Origin of the sequence: Oscillatoria sp. FACHB-1407, assembly GCF_014697545.1 — a bacterium.
Classification (GTDB): Bacteria; Cyanobacteriota; Cyanobacteriia; order Elainellales; family Elainellaceae; genus FACHB-1407.
In genome coordinates this window covers 378,394-398,699 of record NZ_JACJSA010000005.1, presented here as the reverse complement: position 1 = coordinate 398,699, position 20,306 = coordinate 378,394, and the positions used below count along the sequence as shown (strand labels likewise).

Genomic DNA, 20,306 nt, shown 5'->3' with positions numbered 1-20,306 from the left:
CTATGACTCTGCGACAAAAGATCGTATTGATCATCGGCTTGACATTAGTCTGTCTCATTGCCGTGTTGTACACATTGCTGAGCAACGTTTTGTCGAGCCGATTTGCCGAGTTAGAGCGGCAAGACGTGCAGCAAAAAATGGTGCAGGTGCAAAATGCTCTGTCGGATGACCTGACAAAACTGCGGTTTACGGCTCGGGATTGGGCAGAGTGGGATGACACCTATGCCTTCATTCAAGACGTCAATTCGACCTATGCTCGCACCAACCTCAATACCGCAACGATCGCCCGTCTTGATCTCAACCTGATGATCTATGCGCGTCCTGACGGGGAGATTGTCTTCGGCAGGGCATACGACGCTGAGCAACAGCGCGATCGCCCCATTCCAGAGAGTCTCATGCCCCATCTCAGGAGCGATCGCCCCCTGTTGCAACACCGCAAGCCCACCAGCAGTCTAGCGGGCATTATGCTGTTGCCCGAAGGCATTCTCATGGTGGCGTCTCATCCCATTCTTCCCGGCAGTGGGGCAGGACCAGGTCGGGGGTCTCTGATTTTTGGGCGTTACCTGAGCGAGGCGATCGTTGAAACCCTGGCAGAAAAAACGGGGCTATCCACCACGGTCTATCGGTTTGACGATGCTCAACTGCCGAGAGCCTTTCAACAAATTCAGGCTCAGTTGCTTACTCCAGATGCGATTTGGGTTGAGCCGCTCAGTTCACAGGCGATCGCAGGCTATGCTCTGGTCAACGACATCTACGGCAACCCCGCACTGATCCTGCGAATCGATGTGCCCCGACGGATTTACCAGGAGGGACAACTGACCAAAAACTATCTGGTGTTTTTTCTGGTGATCGTCGGCACGGTTTTGAGTGGGGTGACACTCCTGTTTCTGGAAAAGCTGGTCTTGACCCGGTTATTACAAATCAGTTCAGAAGTCCGGGCGATCGGCATTTCAGGCGACTCCTCCATGCAGGTCACGGTGACCGGACGAGATGAATTGTCTCAATTGGCTCATCAACTCAATCGCATGTTAAGTGCGCTCAACGACTCCCAGCACAAACGGCGTGAGAGCGAAGCGCGAAATCGAGCCTTGTTGGATGCGATTCCCGATCTGATTTTGCGGTTGGGAGCCGATGGCACTTACCTCGACTGTAAAGCTCCTAAGGACTGCGCGCTCGACTTTTTTGCTGGTCGCATGTTGGGTGAGACAGTCCACGCTTTTCTTCCGGCTCATACCGCGCAGCAGGCAATGAACTACATTCACCAGGCGTTACAAACGGGTGAAATGCAGGTGTATGAATACCAACTGCTGGATGAAGGTGGTGTTAGAGACTATGAGGCGCGGATTGTGGTCAGTGGCGATCAGGAAGTGTTGACAATTGTGCGCGACATCACCGATCGCAAACGAATAGAACGCCTTAAAAACGAGTTTGTGTCGGTTGTAAGCCATGAGTTACGGACGCCTCTCACAGCCATTCGTGGGTCGTTGGGGTTGATGTTGGGCGGTGTTACCGGAGAACTGTCTGAAGAAGCGCGATCGCTTCTGGAAATCGCCTGTCGTAACAGCGATCGCCTCATTCTGTTAATCAACGACATTCTGGACATCGAGAAAATTGAGTCGGGGGCGATCGACTTCAAGCTGGAGCCGATCGAGTTAGTGCCTCTGGTGGAGCAGGTGATTGAGGCAAACCGAGCCTATGGCGACCAATTGGCGGTACAGTTTCAGTTGCGAGAGACGGTGCCCGGAGTCTGTGTCAAAGCCGATGGCGATCGCCTCGCTCAAGTCTTGACCAACCTGTTGTCAAACGCTGCCAAGTTCTCGCCCCCCAACAGCACCGTAGACATAGCAATCCATCGTTATCCAGGTACGATTCGAGTAGCTGTAACGGACTATGGATGCGGCATTCCTTTTGAATTTCACAGCCGCATCTTTCAAAAGTTTGCTCAAGCGGATGCCTCTGACAGTCGCCAAAAAGGTGGCACTGGATTGGGATTGAGTATTAGTAAGGCAATTATCGAAAAGTTGGGAGGGCAAATTGGTTTTCAAACGAAATTAGGGGTGGGTACGACGTTTTACTTTGATTTGCCGGAGCGGGGCGATTAAATCGGTTTCCGCAAAGTTTAATATTTTGTAAAAAATGTCACTAATCCAGGACGAATGGGATACAGTTTACGGTTCAGGTTATTCCGCCATCGCTATAATTTCGTTTTAATTTTTCGACTTGGGTAAATCAGTGACTCCTACACTCAACCGTATTTTGTTTGTAGAAGATGATCCAGATATTCAAGTTGTTGCTAACTTAGCCTTGCAATCAGTCGGTAAATTTACAGTCGAAATTTGCAGTTCTGGTCGTGAAGCTATTCATGTTGCTCCTGTATTTGCTCCTGATGTCATCATTTTGGATGTCATGCTCCCGGAACTTGACGGACTAGAAACCTTCAAAGCTCTCCGAGATATTCCCGAAACGGCTCATACCCCTGTCATTTTTTTGACGGCTAAGGTGCAAGCTTACGAAATTACGCAGTACAGGCAGATGGGTGCATTGGATGTGATTGCTAAACCGTTTGACCCCATGACTCTTGCAGCTCAAATTTATGACCTGTGGAAGCGGCATCATGATGGCTAATTCAGTTCAAACTTCACTTCAGGCGGCACAGGCAGAGTTTCAACTGCTGCGTCAGGAGTATGAGCAACAGTTGCCTCAAAAAATTCATCTCATTACCAGTGTGGGGCGATCGCTCCTGCAAGAAGACTGGAATCTCGACAAACTGCGCCATCTGCGGCTTTTGAGTCATCGGTTAATGGGCTCCAGTGCTACCTTTGAGTTTGCCGACGTGAGTTGTGCGGCTCATCAGGTCGAAAGCTGTGTGGATACTCTGTTACGGTTAGACACCCCTCCAACTGAAAAACAGCGATTGCAGTTGCAACAGGCACTCCATCAACTGAATGCAACTCTGGCAACGACTCAGTTAAAAGCCCCTGCGGCTCTCTTTGCATCGAAACCCGCTGACCAGACAAAACAAAATTCCCATGTGGTGTTTCTGGTAGAGGATGATCCTGATCTGGCGCGCTATCTCAGCCTGAGTCTCAGCCACTTTGGGTATACGGTCTGCCATTTTGAACATGTGGAAGGGTTGCAAGAGGCAATGCAGCAGGTAACCCCTGCCGCTATCATCATGGACATCGTCTTGCCCGAAGGGGAACTTGCTGGCACCGAGGCGATCGCCACCATTCAAGAAGGGCGAGATCACCCCTTGCCCGTTCTATTTATCTCAGCGCGAGACGACCTGACTGCCCGCTTGCAAGCCGTACGCGCTGGAGGCAGTGCTTACTTTACAAAGCCTGTTGATGCGGGTGAGTTGCTCACCCAACTGGATATCTTGACCAATCACGATAGCCGAGAACCCTATCGCGTTTTGATCATTGAAGATGATGTGCCGCTGGCTAACTATTACGCCCTGATTTTGCAGCAGGCAGGCATTATGACCAGCGTGGTGACTGATCCCCTTCAGGTGATGTCTACCTTGATTGACTCAAACCCTGACCTGATCTTGATGGATCTGTATTTGCCAGAGTGCAATGGAATTGAGTTAGCTGCCATTCTCCGCCAACATGGTGCCTACGTTGGTATCCCGATTGTGTTTCTCTCCGCCGAAAATGGCATTGAGCGACAACTGGCTGCGGTGCGATCCGGGGGGGATATGTTTCTCACCAAACCCATTCAACCTGACCACCTGGTTGCTGCGATCCTGCCACGCTTGCAGCGATCAAGCATCTTGCGCTCCTTAATTGAGCGCGATAGCCTCACAGGTTTGCTAAACCATACCAAAATCAAGGAGCAACTCTGTATTGAGATTCAGCGTGCCAGTCGGCAGGCGAGTGCCCTTGTCCTTGCCATGATTGATATTGACCATTTCAAGCGGGTGAACGATACCTATGGTCACTTAGCAGGCGATCGCGTCCTCAAAAATCTCTCTCGTCTGCTGCAACAACGCTTGCGCCGAGCCGATATCATTGGTCGCTATGGTGGTGAAGAGTTCGCCATCATTTTTCCTGATACCGACCCCAGCGCAGCATTTCATGTAGTGGATGAAATTCGGCAGGGGTTTGCTCAGATGGTGCAAAAGACAGATAACTGCGAGTTTCTGGTCACCTTTAGCTGCGGCATTGCCGGATTTCCCCAATATCTAGATGCCACCTCCCTCAGCAAAGCTGCCGATCGCGCCTTATACGAAGCCAAGCACCAGGGACGCGATCGCATTGTCATATCAGAAGAATGAAGAGGCGCGATATATCGCGCCTCTTCATTCTTCTGATATTTTCCCCTTCTATCGGGTGATAGACACCTCATACTACAAGAACGATATTATGTAGTACGTTAACCCACCTGTGAGGTTTACGCATGGTTCGTTCTTACCTTGAGTCTCAGCATAATAACCCGGCACTGGTGGCTTACGACTTAGGGAAACAATATGGCGATCGCCCTGTCGTGCAAGATGTGCAATTCTCCTTGAACCCCGGTGAGGTGTTAGGGTTGCTCGGTCCCAATGGAGCCGGTAAGACAACGATTGTTGGGATGTTGTACGGGGGAGTGCTTCCCAGTCGTGGGTTTGTGCAGTTGGGGTCACTGCACGTTCAAAAGGAAGGGTGCCGTGCTCGCGCCAAAATGGGCATTGTGACCCAGGAGGATAACCTTGACCCTGACTTTAGTGTGATCGAAAATCTGATTCACTTTGCTCATCATTATCGGATCGTAGGCAAAGCGGCTCGGAGACGGGCAGGGGAGGTGCTGGCTCACGTTCACCTGGAGAATTACGCCGATCGCCCCATTGATGAACTGTCGGGCGGTATGAAGCGACGGTTAGTGTTGGCGCGGGCTTTGATTAACCATCCCCAAGTCGTGTTTTTGGATGAACCGACGACCGGGCTTGACCCCGATGCGCGGCAGGACTTTTGGAAACTGGTGATCGACCTGAAACGGCAGGGCTGTGGGGTGTTGCTCACGACCCACTACATGGATGAGGCGCAGCGTCTGTGCGATCGCCTCCTGTTGTTGCAGCAGGGCAAGGTCATTGACCAGGGCACCCCTGCTGAGTTAATCGATCGCACCATTGGCAAAGAAATTGTTGAGGTAGAAGGCATTGCGGAGACGGATTTACAGGCGATCGCTAACAGCTTCAACACCTGGTATCGCTCCTTTGGGAGTGGCTATCTGGTCGCACTACCACCCACCAACACTGAACTCCTCTGGCAAAAACTCGCTGCCTTCAATCCGGCAGAACTAACTCGCCGCGAGGCAAACCTGGAGGATGTATTCTTGCGCCTCACCGGGAGCCTGCTGGACAACCATCTCAACCACTAGGAAAAGGCAGAAGGCAAAGGTAGCCGCCTCACACCAGAAACATTAAAATCGCAAATCTAAAATCCAAAATCATGAAAGGGATTTCAATTACACCGTGGGGAGTCTACTCCGTTTGGCATCGCCACGCTAAAGTCTATCAACGCACCTGGCTCGTCAATTGTTTGCCCCCCGTTTCAGAACCAATCGTCTATCTCGTCGCCTTCGGCTACGGACTAACTCCCCTGGTTGGTGAGGTCAACTATCAGGGCGAAACGGTATCCTACCTGCAATTTATTGCACCTGCCATGATTGGGATTGGGGTGTTGTTCCAATCCTTCTTTGAGGGAGCCTACAGCACCTTTATTCGGCTCAACTTCCAAAAAACCTGGCACGCCCTGCTCACTGCACCTCTTAGTTTTGCAGAGGTCTTTTTAGGCGATTGGCTGTGGGCAGCAACTAAAGGCATGATCGCTGGAGGGTTGACGGCACTGATTGCTGTGGTCTGGGGCATCTATCCTGCCTGGAATCTATTGCTCTCGCTACCGTTGATGATATTAGGGAGTCTGCTGTTTGGTGCCATGGGGCTACTCACCGCAGGGTGGGTGCGCCAGGTCGATCAAATTAACGTCCCGATCTTCTTGCTGATTGTGCCAATGTTTACCCTGTGTGGCACCTACTTTCCGCGTGAGAACCTGCCGATCGCCCTGCAACGGGTCGCTGGAATCTTGCCCCTGTCATCGTTGGTTGATTTGCTTCGCTGGCACATCGGTTTACCCTCCTGGTGGTGGCTCAACCTGTTATGGCTGATCGTATTGCTGGGAGTGTTTGTCAATCTGGCAGTCCGCAAGATTTATCCTCAACTGATCCGATAAACTCTCAGTTAATCCGATCAATAGAGACACGACTAATAAGGAGGGACGCGATTAATCGCATCCCTCCTTTAATGAATTAAATCAATTGACCTTTTAGATTAGAATTCGTCGTCGCTGTAACCCATGCCTGCACCAGCGGTTTCCTGATCGCGCTTCGACCCCAGCAAATCGAGGCGATCGACCAGAATCACAGGTTTGCTGCGATCGGCTCCAGTGCTGCGGTCTTGCCAGTGGTCAAATTTGAGGGAACCACTGACCCCAATTAAGCTGCCTTTACGGACGTAGTTCGCCGCAACTTCAGCCGTTTTGCCCCAAATTTCCAAATTAAACCAGTCTGGCTCGTCGTTGTTGCGGGTGCGACGGTTGACGGCGAGGGTCAGGTTGCAGACGACACTTCCCGACTCAAAGTATTTCACCTCTGGATCTCGACCTGCACGACCGACCAGTGTAATTGCGTTTAGACCCATATGTTTAGACCCGATATGTTGAGTTCAGTTAATGATTTGACAGTTAATGATTTGACAGTTAATGATTTGACAGTTAGTGATTGACAGTGATTGACAGTTAATGACTGGACGGAGATTGGCTGATGTTAGCGATCGCTCGATTCATAACACGATAAAGCACAAATCTAACACGAGCCTTAGTACATAAGTATTAGTTTAGCAGAGCATAGAGCAACTTTTCAAAAAACTTTTATCACTAAATAAACCCACAAATCTCACTCAATTTGTCCCACCATCTATCCAAATTTCAGTTACATTCGCAACCGTATGAACAGGTCACTTCATACTAGCTTTATCGATTGACTTGTCAGCCTCCTAGACACTCTCTTGCGAGAAAAACTCGAAATTTCTTGAGGGCGATCGCATTGAAGCGATTTGATTTTATCCTGATAGTTTGCTTGCATCTAAGAACGATGACTGTAGAGTGTGGATCAAACATTTCATTAAAATCAGGCTTGCATTCAATTCAAACTTCATCTGACTAGACTCTGCACAAAAAACGTAATAAAATCCACTTCGACTAGGTGGTCAAGTGTATTTTCCATCAGACCTGTTTCAACAAACCATAGCACTTAATTTTGGGGGCTTAGAAAGCTAGTGGGTTTTTTCAATCGCTTCTCATTTTCACGCGACATGGGTATCGACCTTGGCACTGCAAATACCCTTGTTTATGTCTCTGGTAGAGGGATCGTTCTCCAGGAACCTTCGGTAGTAGCTATGGATCAGGACGAGAAGGTTCCACTAGCCGTTGGAGAAGATGCCAAGAAAATGCTTGGTCGGACACCTGGCAACGTTGTCGCCTTGCGCCCCCTGCGAGATGGGGTGATCGCTGACTTTGACACCGCCGAGCTGATGCTCAAGCATTTTATTCGTCGAGTCCATGAAGGGCGCACCCTCGTTTCCCCTCGAATTGTCATCGGCATCCCCAGTGGTGTGACCGGGGTTGAGCGTCGTGCCGTTATGGAAGCCGCCTCTCAAGCCGGTGCGCGGGATGTGTACCTGATTGACGAACCTGTAGCAGCGGCGATCGGGGCAGGCTTACCCGTGGCAGAGCCAACCGGAAATATGATCATCGACATCGGTGGTGGCACGACTGAAGTTGCGGTTCTCAGCTTGCAGGGCACGGTGTTGAGTGAATCCGTGCGAGTTGCAGGTGACGAGTTGAGCGAAGCCATTACCCAATACATGAAGAAGGTTCACAACCTGGTCATTGGGGAACGCACCGCTGAAGAAATCAAAATTTTGATTGGTTCCGCCTATCCTACAGATGATGACGACGAAATCATCATGGATGTGAGAGGACTGCATTTGCTGTCAGGCTTGCCTCGCACCGTCACTGTCAAAGGTCCAGAAATTCGTGAAGCGATGGCAGAACCGTTGTCAGTCATTATCGAAGCGGTTAAGCGCACGCTAGAACGCACCCCTCCTGAACTCGCTGCCGATATCATCGATCGCGGCATTATGTTAGCAGGGGGTGGGGCTCTGCTCAAGGGGCTAGACACCCTGATCAGCCACGAAACTGGCATTGTCGTTCACGTTGCAGCAGACCCCCTGAGCTGTGTTGTACTTGGCACAGGGCGTGTGCTAGAGAACTTTAAGCAGCTTGAGCGTGTATTTAGTGGTCGCTCCCGTAATATGTGATGTATCTAATTCGTCGCTGGTGGGGTCGCCATGGCTTGAGAATCGGACTCGTCTTTCTTGCCCTGACAACGGCATGGACGGTTCGACAGACTCAAGGTGCGGTTGTCCTGGAAATCTATCAATGGATATCCCGCCCATTTCAGGGCAATCCAATGCCAGATGAGGTGCTGGCAGATGCTCGCTTACAAGAGTTGCAGTCTCGTCTAGTTGAGCTAGAAAGTCAAAATCGCCGCTTACAAGAGTTGTTGGGCTACGTGTCTAGCAACACTGAAGCGGGAATAGCGGCTCCAGTGATCGGGCGAAGTGCAGATCACTGGTGGCAGCAGATTACGGTGGGTCGCGGTAGCCAGGATGGTATTGAGCCAGGCTCAGTTGTGCTGGGTACAGGTGGGATTGTGGGACGGGTAATCCAGGTGACACCCAACACAAGCCGGGTTTTGCTGATTAGTGATCCGAGTAGTCAGGTGGGCGTCACGGTAGCCCGTTCTCGTTCGATGGGGTATCTGCGCGGACAGTCTGAAAATCGGGCAATTATGGAGTTTTTTGATAAGGTTCCAGATGTCCGACCTGGAGATGTGATTACTACATCTTCTTTTAGTCAACTGTTTCCTGCTGGATTGCCTGTTGGACGAATCGAGTCGATCAACCTGAACAAAAGCCCCGCCCCAGAAGCTGTGATCGAATTAACTGCCCCGATTAGCTACCTGGAATGGGTGATCATTGCTCCCAATTCTAAGTCTCCAGAAGTGGTTCCCACCCCTTTACCCTCATCCAGTCCTGGTGCTGCTCCAGTCCCAACACCATGATTAACTCATCCGCCTGGAGCCCCTATGCACGTCAACTCCTCAACTGGGGAGTGACGGCGGGCTCTGTTCTGTTGTGCTTGTTTATTCTGCCAACCCGTTTTCCAGGGATGCAACTCTTGGGCGTAGGTCCAAACTGGTTGCTGATTTGGGTGGTGGCGTGGAGTGTGAAGCGATCGCCTTGGCAGGGAGCGATCGCCGGACTCACGCTCGGCTTAATTCAAGATGGTATGACGGCACCCCACCCAACCCATGCTCTCAGTTTGGCGATCGTGGGGTTCCTCACAGCACGTTTGCAGAAGCAACGCTATGTCCAGGAAGACTTTATCTCTGTTGCGCTGATTGTTTTTGGCATGGCAGTCATTGCTGAAACGGTTACAGCAATTCAATTTAGCCTATCTGGATTTGGTGGTAATTCAGCCTTAGCGAACCGGACGTTGACAGAGATCTGGTTTTATCATCAGCGCATTGCTTTGAGTTCAGCCATTCTCAGTAGCCTGTGGGCACCTGCTATCTATTACCCGCTCAATCGCTGGTGGGAGCAGATGGGAGATCAAGAACAGGTTCCCACCTGATCAGGCTTGTCAGCCCCATAATGGGGCAATTTTGATCAAAAAGACTTTAACCTATTTCGATTTCAATGGGGTTGTGGTGTTCCAAACCTGTTGATAGCCTCTGTAAGAACCTCCTGTAGTCCTCCTTGGTAAGCTAACGTGAATTCGGGATAAGGATTTCGTCGGTTTTAACCGCCGGGCTCTCAAACCGAACTGATACCAATTTGAATTGGCTTCGCTGCACATGATTCCGTAGGGGCGTTTCGCGAAACGCCCCTACCCAGTGATCGGGCACAATCAAACATTAAATCGGTATGACATTAAGCTACAGTGTACACACATCGCTTTGTCAATGAGGCACTCGGTTACGGCAATGAGTTCGAGAACCAGCCAGTAGGGGATGCTCCCCCAAACCCCCTAGCAGAAGGTGAGTCGATTAACCCAAAGGCGCGCTTCGCATCGGTTCCAAGTACGAGGGCTTCTGATCAGTCAAGCCCTTTGACAAAGGCTCAAAGTCCCCTATTTTGGGGGATGTAGGGGGCTATAAAGCTTGCGTGTATACGGTAGCCCGGTAAGAGGGATGGTGACAACCGGAAGCCAGGGGGCAGTAGCAACAGATTTGAAACACTACCGCTTATTCCTAGAAACCCTCTTATACGTATCCTTCAATCTGCTCTATATGTTGAAGGTTGATCCGATTTCTTGATTGCTGTGCCTGATTTCTTTAGTTTTAATGGACGTTTTAGATATCAAGTATTAATAATTCAAAGAAGACTGTAATTCCGAGAATTTTAATTTAGGTAAACAACATAACTCAACATTTCTTGGAGTTACGGAATGCAACCGCAGCCTTTAAATATCAGTGCTACGATTGCGACAGAAAGAAAAAATGAGGCACGAAAGGGAAACTCACGGCATGTTGAAGGAAATAGATAAGTCAATATCCTTTGATGGACGGGATATTCGACTGAAGATTGGTCTGCTTGCACCGCAAGCAGGCGGTTCGGTATTGGTTCAATCGGAAGATACAGCCGTATTTGTCTCGGCAACGCGAGCCGCAGCCAGAGAGGGAATTGACTTTTTACCGCTGTTAGTGGATTACGAAGAGCGTTTATATGCAGCGGGTCGCATTCCTGGTGGATTTTTGCGACGAGAAGGACGACCTCCTGAAAAGGCAACGTTAATTAGCCGATTGATCGATCGCCCTATGCGTCCTCTGTTCCCCGGTTGGTTACGCGATGACATTCAAATCGTGGCAACCACATTATCGATGGATGAGCGAGTTCCCCCGGATGTGTTAGCGGTTACTGGTGCGTCGATCGCCACGTTGTTAGCTCAAATTCCCTTTAATGGACCGATGGCAGCGGTTCGGGTTGGGTTGATTGGCGATGACTTTATCATTAACCCTACCTACCACGAAATTGAAGCGGGAGATCTGGATCTGGTCGTGGCTGGTTCACCAGAAGGGGTGATCATGGTGGAAGCTGGAGCGAACCAACTGCCAGAGCAAGACATTATTGAGGCGATCGACTTCGGCTATGAGGCGGTTCGGGATTTAATTCAGGCACAACGCGACCTGATAGCAGAGATTGGTATTGAGATTGTACCTCCGGCAGAGCCTGAAAAAGATCCGGCAATGGAGCAGTTGGGACAGTTCATTGCGGAACGGGCTACGGGTGAGATTAAGCAAATCCTGAGTCGATTTGAATACACCAAGACTCAGCGGGATGATGCCCTAGACACAATCAAAAGTGAGCTTGCAATCGAGATTGCGGCTCTGCCTGAAGACAACCCCATTCGGGTGGTGACAGAGGCAGACTCTCGCAATCTATCGGGTTCCTTTAAGAGCTTGACTAAGACTCTGATGCGGCGTCAGGTGATCGAAGATGGCGTTCGGGTCGATGGTCGCAAGCTCAATGAAGTCCGTAAGATTAGCTGTCGCACTGGAATTCTGCCGCCACGAGTTCACGGTAGCGCACTGTTCCAGCGGGAGTTGACCCAAGTGATGTCGGTGGTGACGCTGGGTACTCCGGGAGAGGCACAGGAATTGGATGACCTCCATCCCGATGAGCAAAAACGCTACATGCACCACTACAACATGCCTCCCTACTCCGTAGGCGAAACGAAACCGTTGCGATCGCCCGGTCGGCGTGAGGTGGGTCACGGGGCACTGGCAGAGCGGGCATTGGTGCCTGTGCTGCCCCCCAGAGAAGCGTTTCCCTATGTGATTCGGGTTGTATCGGAGGTGCTGTCCTCCAACGGTTCCACCTCAATGGGGTCGGTCTGTGGTTCAACCCTGGCGTTGATGGATGCAGGGGTTCCCATTACCAAACCTGTGAGTGGCGCGGCGATGGGCTTGATCAAGGAAGGGGATGACGTTCGCATCCTCACCGACATTCAAGGCATCGAAGACTTTTTGGGCGACATGGACTTTAAAGTAGCAGGCACGGATACAGGTATCACTGCCTTGCAAATGGACATGAAGATCAATGGTCTGCCCATTAGTATTGTGGCGGATGCAATTAACCAGGCAAAAGAAGCCCGGGTTCACATTCTCGGCAAGATGATGGAGGCGATCGATAAGCCTCGTACCAACCTGTCACCGTTTGCGCCTCGCCTCATGACTATCAAGATTGATCCTGAGCTGATTGGCATGATCATCGGTCCCGGTGGTAAGACCATTAAGGGCATCACGGAGCAAACGGGAGCCAAAATCGACATCGAAGATGATGGAACCGTTACCATTTCTGCGGTGGATGGCGAGAAGGCAAAACAGGCTCGTGGCATCATCGAGGGCATGACTCGCAAACTCAGTGCGGGCGATGTCTATGTCGGTAAGGTGACTCGCATTATCCCAATTGGGGCGTTTGTGGAGTTCCTTCCTGGCAAAGAGGGGATGATTCACATCTCACAACTGGCAGACTATCGCGTCGGCAGAGTGGAAGATGAAGTCGCGGTCGGTGACGAAGTGATCGTCAAAGTCCGTGAGATCGACAGTCGTGGTCGGATTAACCTGACTCGTCTGGGCATCCATCCTGATGAAGCCGCAGCGGCACGAGAAGCAGTGGCAGAATAGGAGAGAAAGAAAGGGGAAGAAAGAAAAAAGAAGGATGAAGGCTAAAGGCTAAGGGATAAAAGCTGAGGGATAAGGAATAAAACCACGCAGTGTGAAGGGTAGAATTTCAAGTCTTGCCTGTTTCTCATCCTTCATCCTTTATCCCTCATCCTTCTCCACTGCCCGCTTCTTTCTCTCTTCAGGCTTCTACCTTTTCTTATTGCTGCACCACGATTAATTGCATGGCAATCTTACACGGAAGTTGGCTCATCCAACCTCAACATCAGCCCTCAACCCCTGTTGCACCTGCCGAATCGGAATCTGTACTGGGCAATCGCTTTTTGATTTGGGGCGAAACCTGGCGCAGAATTGACCCGACCGAGTTTGCCCAATCAGACCAACCCCAGCCTCACCCATTTGGCATGAATGGGGCAGAGTTGACCGCGTTGTTGCGATCGCTGCATCAGTCTCAGCAGCTTCAGTGGGCGATCGCCGATGTGTCGTTAGAACCACCGGAACCGGATTCGAAAGCAGGTGCTAAACGTGGGAAGCGCAAGGCAACCGCCACTGTGGAAACGGCGACGATTCCAGTGGTAACTGATACGGGGCGATGGCAAACCGTGGCGATCGCTTTACCGACGTATCAGGTTGCTACTGAAACCGAGGCAACGGTTGCCATTCCCCAACATTCAGGGGCAGCCACCTCATCCGCCAGCGATGATGCAGACACCCCCACGACTTCACCTACGCTACAGTCCTGGTTGGTGACGGGGATTGTCCTCACCCCGTTGGAAGCGATTCAATTCCTTAATTCCTTGCCTCTCAGTTCTATGGGAGAAGAGGAATCCTTTTTAGGCGGTGATCTGCGCTTTTGGTCCCACGTTGCTCGCTGGAGTCTGGATCTACTAGCGCGATCGAAATTTTTGCCGCAACTAGAGCCTCAGAGCGAGGGAAGCGCGATCGCCTACTGGCAACCCCTGCTCGATAGTGGAGCAGACCAGGGACGGTTAGAACAATTTACCCATCAGATGCCCGTTGTCTGTCGGACGTATCTGAACACACAACAAACTTCAGCAACGCCAGAGCCAACGGCGTTTCCGCTGGCATCAACGCTGCTATTTGACTTCCTCAAGGCGACGATGGATGCCCAGTTGCGGGTGGTGATGCAGAGCGGGCTTGCCGCATCTCCTGCGAGTAATCCTCAAGCGTTGAAGGAAGCGATCCTGCGGGACTGGCTCAAAGCCCTGGGCGACACTGCCCAACTCACCACTGAGCCTGCCAAATTGGAACGACTCCAAACGGCGATCGCCCAGTGGACGGCTCCCATTCAACATCAACTGAGCCAGAGTCTTGCCTCCTTCCGCACTTGTTTCTATCTACAAACGCCTTCCTACGGGCAAGCCGATTGGGTGTTGGAGTATTTTTTGCAATCCGCCAGCGACCCCGGATTTTTGGTCAGTGCTAAAACCATCTGGCAGAATCCAGTCGAGCGGTTAGTTTATTTAGGACGCACCATCGATCGCCCCCAGGAAACCCTGTTAGCTGGATTGGGCTTGGCATCACGACTCTACCCCGTGCTAGAGCCGAGCTTGCAAGTCTCAAAACCACAATCCTGCCGATTAAACCCGATGCAGGTCTACGACTTCCTCAAAACGGTGTCCTGGCGGTTACAGGACAGTGGCTTTGGGGTCGTGCTACCCGGCAGTCTCTCTAATCAACAGGGATGGGCAAGCCGATTGGGTTTAAGCGTCCGGGCGGCGGCTCCACTCAAGAGCAACCAACGGTTGGGCTTACAAAGCCTGTTGAACTTTAAGTGGGAACTGACCATCGGTGGACAACGGCTCTCCAAGGAAGAATTCGATCGCCTGGTTGCTCTCAAGACACCGCTTGTCGAGGTGAATGGAGAATGGGTTGAACTGCGTCCTCAAGATGTGCGAGCAGCGCAAAGCTTTTTTGCCAGTCGCAAAGATCAGATGGCGTTGTCGTTGGAAGATGCCCTGCGGATCAGCACCGGGGATACCCAAACCATTGAGAAGTTGCCCGTTGTCAATTTTGAGGCGTCCGGTGCGTTGTCTGAGTTGATCAACACGCTCACGACAGGTAATCAAAATGTGGAACCGATTCCCATCCCGGAAGGGTTTCAGGGAGAACTGCGTCCCTATCAAGTGCGGGGAGCTTCCTGGTTGGCATTTCTAGAGAAATGGGGCTTGGGTGCCTGTCTTGCTGATGATATGGGCTTGGGTAAAACCGTCCAGCTGATCGCGCTGTTGCTTCACCTGAAGGAGCAGGGAACGTTAGAGAACCCTACATTGCTGGTTTGCCCCACCTCTGTATTGGGCAACTGGGAGCGGGAGGTGAAACGATTTGCACCCAACCTCAAACTGCTGGTACATCATGGGGACAAACGTGCCCAGGGCAGGGATTTTGCCAGAGCCATTCAGGGCAAGCATCTGGTGATTACCAGCTATCCCCTCGTCTATCGGGATGTCAAAGACTTGCAGACAGTCCCCTGGCAGGGTGTGGTGCTAGACGAAGCGCAGAACATTAAAAACTCAGAAGCCAAGCAATCGCAAGCCGTTCGTCAACTCAATGCCCAGTTTCGCATCGCCCTCACGGGAACCCCCGTGGAAAACCGTCTGGCAGAACTGTGGTCAATTCTGGACTTCTTAAATCCGGGTTATCTGGGACCCAAAAACTTTTTCCAACGCCGCTTTGCTGTGCCGATTGAGCGGTACGGTGATACAGCTTCGCTGCAAACCTTGCGATCGCTCGTTCAACCGTTTATCCTGCGGCGACTCAAAACCGATCGCTCCATCATTCAAGATTTGCCTGAAAAGCAGGAGATGACCGTTTTCTGCGGCTTAAGTGCTGAGCAAGCGGCTATTTACCAACGCTTAGTTGATAAATCTCTGGAAGATATCGAATCTGCCGAAGGAATTCAACGTCACGGCAAAATTTTGGCGTTGCTCGTCCGGTTGAAGCAGATTTGCAATCACCCAGAGCTACTCAAGAGCGACGAAGACAGTGAGAAAACTGAAGAACGAAAAGCGAAGAACGAAGATAATTCAGATTTGAATCTTCAATCTTCACTGTTTCTTTCCCGATCTGGTAAGCTGCAACGTCTCACCGAAATGCTTGATGAGTTGCTGTCAGAGGGCGATCGCGCTTTGATCTTCACCCAATTTGCTGAGTGGGGCAAACTGCTGCAAACCTATCTATCGAAGCAGTTCAATCGCGAGATTCTCTTCCTCTACGGCAGCACCTCCAAGAAACAGCGAGAGGAGATGGTCGATCGCTTCCAAAACGATCCCCAGGCACCGCGGATTTTCATCCTGTCGCTCAAGGCAGGTGGAGTGGGTCTGAACCTGACCCGTGCTAACCACGTTTTCCACTTCGATCGCTGGTGGAACCCAGCAGTAGAAAACCAAGCAACCGATCGCGTCTTTCGGATTGGGCAAACGCGCAACGTCCAGGTACACAAATTTGTCTGCACCGGAACGTTGGAGGAACGTATCCACGACCTGATTGAGAGCAAAAAAGCCCTCTCAGAACAGATCGTCGGCACAGGCGAAAACTGGCTCACCGAACTCGACACCGAGCAACTGAGAAACCTGCTCTTGCTCGATCGCACAGCCGTCATCGATGACAGCAGCAGTTAGGAATTCTAGAAAACAAGAAGTCGGAGATTTTTAAAATCTCCGACTTCTATAAAGCACTCCCTACTCGATCGCCTGACTCCGATTTCCTTGAGGAATCACCTTCGCCAGAATAAAGTACAACACCGCAGCTGCAATGATACCGTTGATGGGCTTGATGCCAGGAGAGTAGTAAGCGATCGCCGACGCAATCACATAGGCAATCACACCCGCCCAATTGAAAGCAGGTTGCGGCTCATCCAGACTGGGGAACTGTCCCTTGCGGTGGAGCCAGAAGTCAGACATCACCACACCACCGACTGGAGGAATAAAGGTGCCTAGCAGGATCAGAAAGTTGATGAACTGCGAACTCTTGTAGATGCCACCCCACGCCAACGCCAGGGCGATCGTTGCTCCCAGCAACACAAAGAAAGTACGCTTACTGGTGCGGAACATGTGAGCAAAGGCGATCGAAAATGCGTAAATCGTGTTGTCCTGCGTGCTCCACATATTCAGGAACAGCAGAATAAAACCTGCCACCAATAGCCCCTGCTTCGCCATCACCGAAACCATGTCGAAGTCCTGATACACCAGGGCACAGAAAGCACCACCAAACACCACAAATCCATTGGCGATAAAGAAAGCTGCCAACGTCGATAAGGTCGCTGTGCGCGGAGAATCAGAAAACCGACTCCAGTTGGTAGCTTGAGTGCCACCCGAAATAAACGTTCCAACAATAATGGTTAACGCAGCACCAATGCCTAACTCTGCTGTGGGTTGAATGGCTTGCAATCCCTCAAAACCACCCGCTTGATTTGCAGAAATTGAGAGGCTCCACAGCATCAAAATAATGATCGCGGGTACGGCAATGCGGCTATACCAATCCATCGCACGGTAGCCGATATAAGCCGTAATACAAAAGAAATAGGTAAAGAATAAAATAATCAGCCAGTTCCAGGATTCCGGTACGCCTGCTAACTGGTTAAGCAGATCAGCAATCAGCCCAGACCCCCAGGCATACCAACCCACCTGGGTGAATCCCAGCACAAAATCGACCCAACGGGAGCCAACACTGCCAAAGCTAAACCGAGCCATTAAGACGGTGGAAAGCCCCGTTTTAGAGGCAATGTAAGCCAGCGCAGCCGCATAGCCACCCAAAATCAGGTTGCCGACGACTAGCAACACAATCAGGTCAGGAAAAAAGCGAAAGGCAGGTCCAACCAGACCCCCTGCAAAAAATGTCCCTGAATATAGCGTGAAGCCCAACAGCATAAACGCCATCGACAACATGGATTTACGTGCTGTAGTCGGTACAGCACTCAGGGGATAATCTTCACTGGCTTGCGATTGGTCAACCACTTGAGGTTCTGTCGTTGCACTCATTTGGTAATACGCCCTATCTCAACAATAAATGTTCTGTGAATAGGGGATATTGTCTGGGTTTATGCGGATATTGAATCGTATCTCAGATTACCTGACGTCTTAAACGTGCAAAAAGCACAGAGGCAAAACCTGGAAGCCTCTGTGCTTTTGAGATTTTATGGATGGGTTAGAGGACTCAATCCAACCTGGAGAGAAGTCGAATGAGTCCTTGTAACACCAACTATTTAGCCATTAGGTAGGTTGCGGCTCGCGTAAGCATCCATTCCGGAGTAAGCGTAGACGCGATCGCCATAGTCCAGTTCAGACCCCGTGATGGACTGAGATAGCTTTTCAAATCCCTCAGAACGCCAGTTGCGCTCATGGATTGGCTTCGACTGCTCGCCCCGGAAGTAAGCCTGGGTGCCCAGTAGAGCAACAGCGACCCAACCGACAATAAATAAAGCGATCAGGATAGTCATAACAATCTCCGTATAGATTTGTTTCTTTATGTAAAAGATTGTAACAATAAATTGAAATATTTTGCAAGATATTCTAAAACTGTCCAACTTAAAGCAGGGACTCCGGGGATTGAACTCCCAACTCTGGCATCAGCCTCCGCAGCTTGGTTGACTCCCGAAAATCTGAACGTGATGCGACCAAACCTGAGCAATACCTGTAGGACGTTTCGCAAACCGGCCTGACGCAAGTCATGTCGTGAATCAGCCATACCGAAAAGGGGTATGCCCATTCGAGAAGGATGCCATGCAAAAAAAGGAGGGGGACATCCCCCTCCTAAAGCATCAATCATCAGTTTTAAGGCATTGCTGAAGAACAGCCCGGACAGGAAAACAGCCGTTTGCCTGCAAAGCCAGTTCTCCTGAGCAACACCGTTTTTAAGCAGATGAAACCGTGACTTTTAGTAAGCCAAGCCCATGCTGCGAGTGGTTTCAGCTCCAAGATAAACTCGGATGCTGAGGAAGTCTGTTGGGCAGGCAGTTTCACATCGCTTGCAACCGACGCAATCTTCGGTACGAGGCGATGAGGCAATTTGACCTGCTTTGCAGCCATCCCAGGGCACCATTTCCAAAACGTCAGTGGGGCAAGCCCGGACGCATTGGGTGCATCCAATGCAGGTGTCGTAGATCTTGACGGTATGGGACATTGAATAAAGTCTCCAAACTACATGATGTTAACGGTCGGGATATTAACGGTAGCTTGCGGCTAATGTATGAGACCGAACGAGCGACCGAATAATGATGCTTTGCAATCGAAAACAAGTTTACAGCAGTGCTTTCACCGGATTCTGAAAAAGCCCATAAAACTTCAAACAATGTAATATCTATGCTCAACAATTGTTCTTTTGGTCGTTGTACCCTTCAATCCATCGATTGTTGATATAGAAAAACCTTAAGTTAACCTTTCCTTGCAGAGGAATTAAAGCGATCGCTTCATAATGACAGCAAAACCTGAATCCGATTTGCAAACTTTGTTTGAGATTTCTAAAGGAGAATTAACCAATGGGTTGGCTAGATAGACTGTTTCCAGGAAGCAAGCCTGCGGTCGCTCAAACCGGAGTCGGAGGAGCAACTTCTGCTCCTGCGGCTGCCCCTGCGTCAAGTGGACAAAGCATTCCTCCAGAGCGGGTAGGATTAGACGGCACCTATGATGAGAGCGGTTTGGCAAAGCGGGTTGCTCTCGCCTATGACAATGACGCGCAGTTGGATGATGTCGGCACGCTGTGGGTGGCTCAGTTGGGCAGCAAAGTCGTGCTCAGAGGCAACGTGCCCGATCAGTCCTATCTCTCCAAGGCAGTGGCGATCGCCAGAGGCGTCAATGGGGCAACCGACGTTGACACCAGCGAAGTGACCGTTGGCTAAATCCGGCTAAATTTATTTCTGAGTAACGAATGGGACTCGGCATCAAGGCTGATGCCCGGTTCCACATTTTAGACTTTTAATAATGAAATTTGAGTGACGTTTAGCAGGAATCGAAGCCTATGCCATTGTTTGACCAAATTTTAGGAGCCATTAGCAACCCCAATCAGCAAGGTAGCCCTGATCAGCTTGGCAACATTTTAAATATGGTGCAGCAGGTTTCTCAGAACCAGGGAGTTGACTCCGGCACGACCTCAACCATGATGTCGGTAGTGGGCAGTTATGTACGCTCTGCTCTGCAACAGCAACGCGCCACAGGTGGCAACGATCGCGTCGAGTCGCTCGTGAACCAATACGGCGGCACCAACCCCAACATGGGAGCCTTGCAAGCCCTCTTTAGCCCAGCTCAGCAGAACCAGATGGCAGAGGCGATCGCCCAGAGAACAGGGATTGATGCCAACACCATCCAATCGTTGCTTCCAGTGCTCGTTCCGCTTGCGCTCAATTTCCTCAAGTCTGGAGCCACTAATAACAATGCCCCCAGCAGCGGTTCAACCGGACAAAACTCGGTCTTGAGCAGTTTTCTGGATGCAGACGGAGACGGGGACGTTGATCTGGGCGATACACTGTCAATGGCAGGACGCTACTTGAACCAGCGTTAGAA

The 20,306-nt window shown here is 50.8% G+C and carries 16 protein-coding genes; 12 read left to right on the top strand and 4 right to left on the bottom strand.

Annotation, left to right across the window (positions count from 1 at the left end):
• Positions 1–2: 2 nt before the first annotated feature.
• The 5 genes from H6G89_RS11355 (at position 3) to H6G89_RS11335 (ending at position 6,212) form a co-directional block, all read left to right on the top strand.
• A complete protein-coding gene (locus H6G89_RS11355; protein ID WP_190506100.1) occupies positions 3–2,102 on the top strand; it encodes a CHASE4 domain-containing protein in 2,100 nt (699 codons plus the stop codon).
• Positions 2,103–2,232: 130 nt separating this feature from the next.
• On the top strand, positions 2,233–2,625 hold the full coding sequence (locus tag H6G89_RS11350) for a response regulator (RefSeq protein WP_190506097.1): 393 nt from the start codon (positions 2,233–2,235) through the stop codon (positions 2,623–2,625).
• On the top strand, positions 2,615–4,279 hold the full coding sequence (locus tag H6G89_RS11345; protein WP_190506095.1) for a response regulator: 1,665 nt from the start codon (positions 2,615–2,617) through the stop codon (positions 4,277–4,279). Before H6G89_RS11350 ends, H6G89_RS11345 begins: the two co-directional genes overlap by 11 nt.
• A 122-nt stretch (positions 4,280–4,401) precedes the next feature.
• Complete coding sequence (locus H6G89_RS11340; protein WP_190506092.1) at positions 4,402–5,361, top strand: ABC transporter ATP-binding protein; 960 nt, start codon at positions 4,402–4,404, stop codon at positions 5,359–5,361.
• A gap of 71 nt (positions 5,362–5,432) precedes the next feature.
• Positions 5,433–6,212, top strand: a complete 780-nt coding sequence (locus tag H6G89_RS11335) for an ABC transporter permease (RefSeq protein WP_190506089.1) — start codon at positions 5,433–5,435, stop codon at positions 6,210–6,212.
• 98 nt (positions 6,213–6,310) lie between these two features.
• Here H6G89_RS11335 and H6G89_RS11330 read toward each other — a convergent pair whose 3' ends face one another.
• On the bottom strand, positions 6,311–6,679 hold the full coding sequence (locus H6G89_RS11330; protein WP_190506087.1) for a single-stranded DNA-binding protein: 369 nt from the start codon (positions 6,677–6,679) through the stop codon (positions 6,311–6,313).
• A 636-nt stretch (positions 6,680–7,315) separates the two neighbouring features.
• Here H6G89_RS11330 and H6G89_RS11325 point away from each other — a divergent pair.
• From H6G89_RS11325 to H6G89_RS11305, 5 genes are all read left to right on the top strand, one after another.
• The gene (locus tag H6G89_RS11325; RefSeq protein WP_309229790.1) at positions 7,316–8,359 is read left to right on the top strand and encodes a rod shape-determining protein; all 1,044 of its coding nucleotides are present in this window, start codon (positions 7,316–7,318) and stop codon (positions 8,357–8,359) included.
• The gene (gene mreC, locus H6G89_RS11320) at positions 8,359–9,165 is read left to right on the top strand and encodes a rod shape-determining protein MreC (protein ID WP_190506084.1); all 807 of its coding nucleotides are present in this window, start codon (positions 8,359–8,361) and stop codon (positions 9,163–9,165) included. The genes H6G89_RS11325 and mreC overlap by 1 nt, the downstream gene beginning before the upstream one ends.
• Positions 9,162–9,737: a rod shape-determining protein MreD gene (gene mreD, locus H6G89_RS11315; RefSeq protein WP_190506082.1), complete on the top strand. Its 576-nt coding sequence runs from the start codon at positions 9,162–9,164 to the stop codon at positions 9,735–9,737. Before mreC ends, mreD begins: the two co-directional genes overlap by 4 nt.
• Before the next feature lie 898 nt (positions 9,738–10,635).
• On the top strand, positions 10,636–12,792 hold the full coding sequence (locus tag H6G89_RS11310; RefSeq protein ID WP_190506148.1) for a polyribonucleotide nucleotidyltransferase: 2,157 nt from the start codon (positions 10,636–10,638) through the stop codon (positions 12,790–12,792).
• A gap of 221 nt (positions 12,793–13,013) precedes the next feature.
• Entirely contained in the window at positions 13,014–16,430 is a 3,417-nt protein-coding gene (locus H6G89_RS11305; RefSeq protein ID WP_190506080.1) for a DEAD/DEAH box helicase, read from the top strand.
• A gap of 60 nt (positions 16,431–16,490) precedes the next feature.
• Here the strand turns inward: H6G89_RS11305 and codB are convergent, their stop codons facing one another.
• The 3 genes from codB to psaC form a co-directional block, all read right to left on the bottom strand.
• On the bottom strand, positions 16,491–17,789 hold the full coding sequence (gene codB / locus H6G89_RS11300) for a cytosine permease (protein WP_190506078.1): 1,299 nt from the start codon (positions 17,787–17,789) through the stop codon (positions 16,491–16,493).
• A gap of 224 nt (positions 17,790–18,013) precedes the next feature.
• Positions 18,014–18,247, bottom strand: a complete 234-nt coding sequence (locus H6G89_RS11295) for a photosystem II protein, Psb35-related (RefSeq protein ID WP_190506076.1) — start codon at positions 18,245–18,247, stop codon at positions 18,014–18,016.
• 437 nt (positions 18,248–18,684) lie between these two features.
• Complete coding sequence (gene psaC, locus H6G89_RS11290; protein WP_009556083.1) at positions 18,685–18,930, bottom strand: photosystem I iron-sulfur center protein PsaC; 246 nt, start codon at positions 18,928–18,930, stop codon at positions 18,685–18,687.
• A gap of 355 nt (positions 18,931–19,285) precedes the next feature.
• Here psaC and H6G89_RS11285 point away from each other — a divergent pair, with 355 nt between their 5' ends.
• Entirely contained in the window at positions 19,286–19,645 is a 360-nt protein-coding gene (locus tag H6G89_RS11285) for a BON domain-containing protein (RefSeq protein ID WP_190506074.1), read from the top strand.
• A 119-nt stretch (positions 19,646–19,764) separates the two neighbouring features.
• The gene (locus H6G89_RS11280) at positions 19,765–20,304 is read left to right on the top strand and encodes a DUF937 domain-containing protein (protein ID WP_190506072.1); all 540 of its coding nucleotides are present in this window, start codon (positions 19,765–19,767) and stop codon (positions 20,302–20,304) included.
• Positions 20,305–20,306: the final 2 nt, after the last annotated feature.

Excerpts from the sequence above, each read along its gene's own strand:
- mreD (WP_190506082.1), top strand. The coding sequence starts at position 9,162 with ATGATTAACTCATCCGCCTGGAGCCCCTATGCACGTCAACTCCTCAAC.
- H6G89_RS11285 (WP_190506074.1), top strand. The coding sequence starts at position 19,286 with ATGGGTTGGCTAGATAGACTGTTTCCAGGAAGCAAGCCTGCGGTCGCT.
- H6G89_RS11345 (WP_190506095.1), top strand. The coding sequence starts at position 2,615 with ATGATGGCTAATTCAGTTCAAACTTCACTTCAGGCGGCACAGGCAGAG.
- H6G89_RS11355 (WP_190506100.1), top strand. The coding sequence starts at position 3 with ATGACTCTGCGACAAAAGATCGTATTGATCATCGGCTTGACATTAGTC.
- mreC (WP_190506084.1), top strand. The coding sequence starts at position 8,359 with ATGTATCTAATTCGTCGCTGGTGGGGTCGCCATGGCTTGAGAATCGGA.
- codB (WP_190506078.1), bottom strand. The coding sequence starts at position 17,789 with ATGAGTGCAACGACAGAACCTCAAGTGGTTGACCAATCGCAAGCCAGT.
- H6G89_RS11295 (WP_190506076.1), bottom strand. The coding sequence starts at position 18,247 with ATGACTATCCTGATCGCTTTATTTATTGTCGGTTGGGTCGCTGTTGCT.
- H6G89_RS11330 (WP_190506087.1), bottom strand. The coding sequence starts at position 6,679 with ATGGGTCTAAACGCAATTACACTGGTCGGTCGTGCAGGTCGAGATCCA.
- H6G89_RS11335 (WP_190506089.1), top strand. The coding sequence starts at position 5,433 with ATGAAAGGGATTTCAATTACACCGTGGGGAGTCTACTCCGTTTGGCAT.
- H6G89_RS11305 (WP_190506080.1), top strand. The coding sequence starts at position 13,014 with ATGGCAATCTTACACGGAAGTTGGCTCATCCAACCTCAACATCAGCCC.
- psaC (WP_009556083.1), bottom strand. The coding sequence starts at position 18,930 with ATGTCCCATACCGTCAAGATCTACGACACCTGCATTGGATGCACCCAA.
- H6G89_RS11340 (WP_190506092.1), top strand. The coding sequence starts at position 4,402 with ATGGTTCGTTCTTACCTTGAGTCTCAGCATAATAACCCGGCACTGGTG.
- H6G89_RS11280 (WP_190506072.1), top strand. The coding sequence starts at position 19,765 with ATGCCATTGTTTGACCAAATTTTAGGAGCCATTAGCAACCCCAATCAG.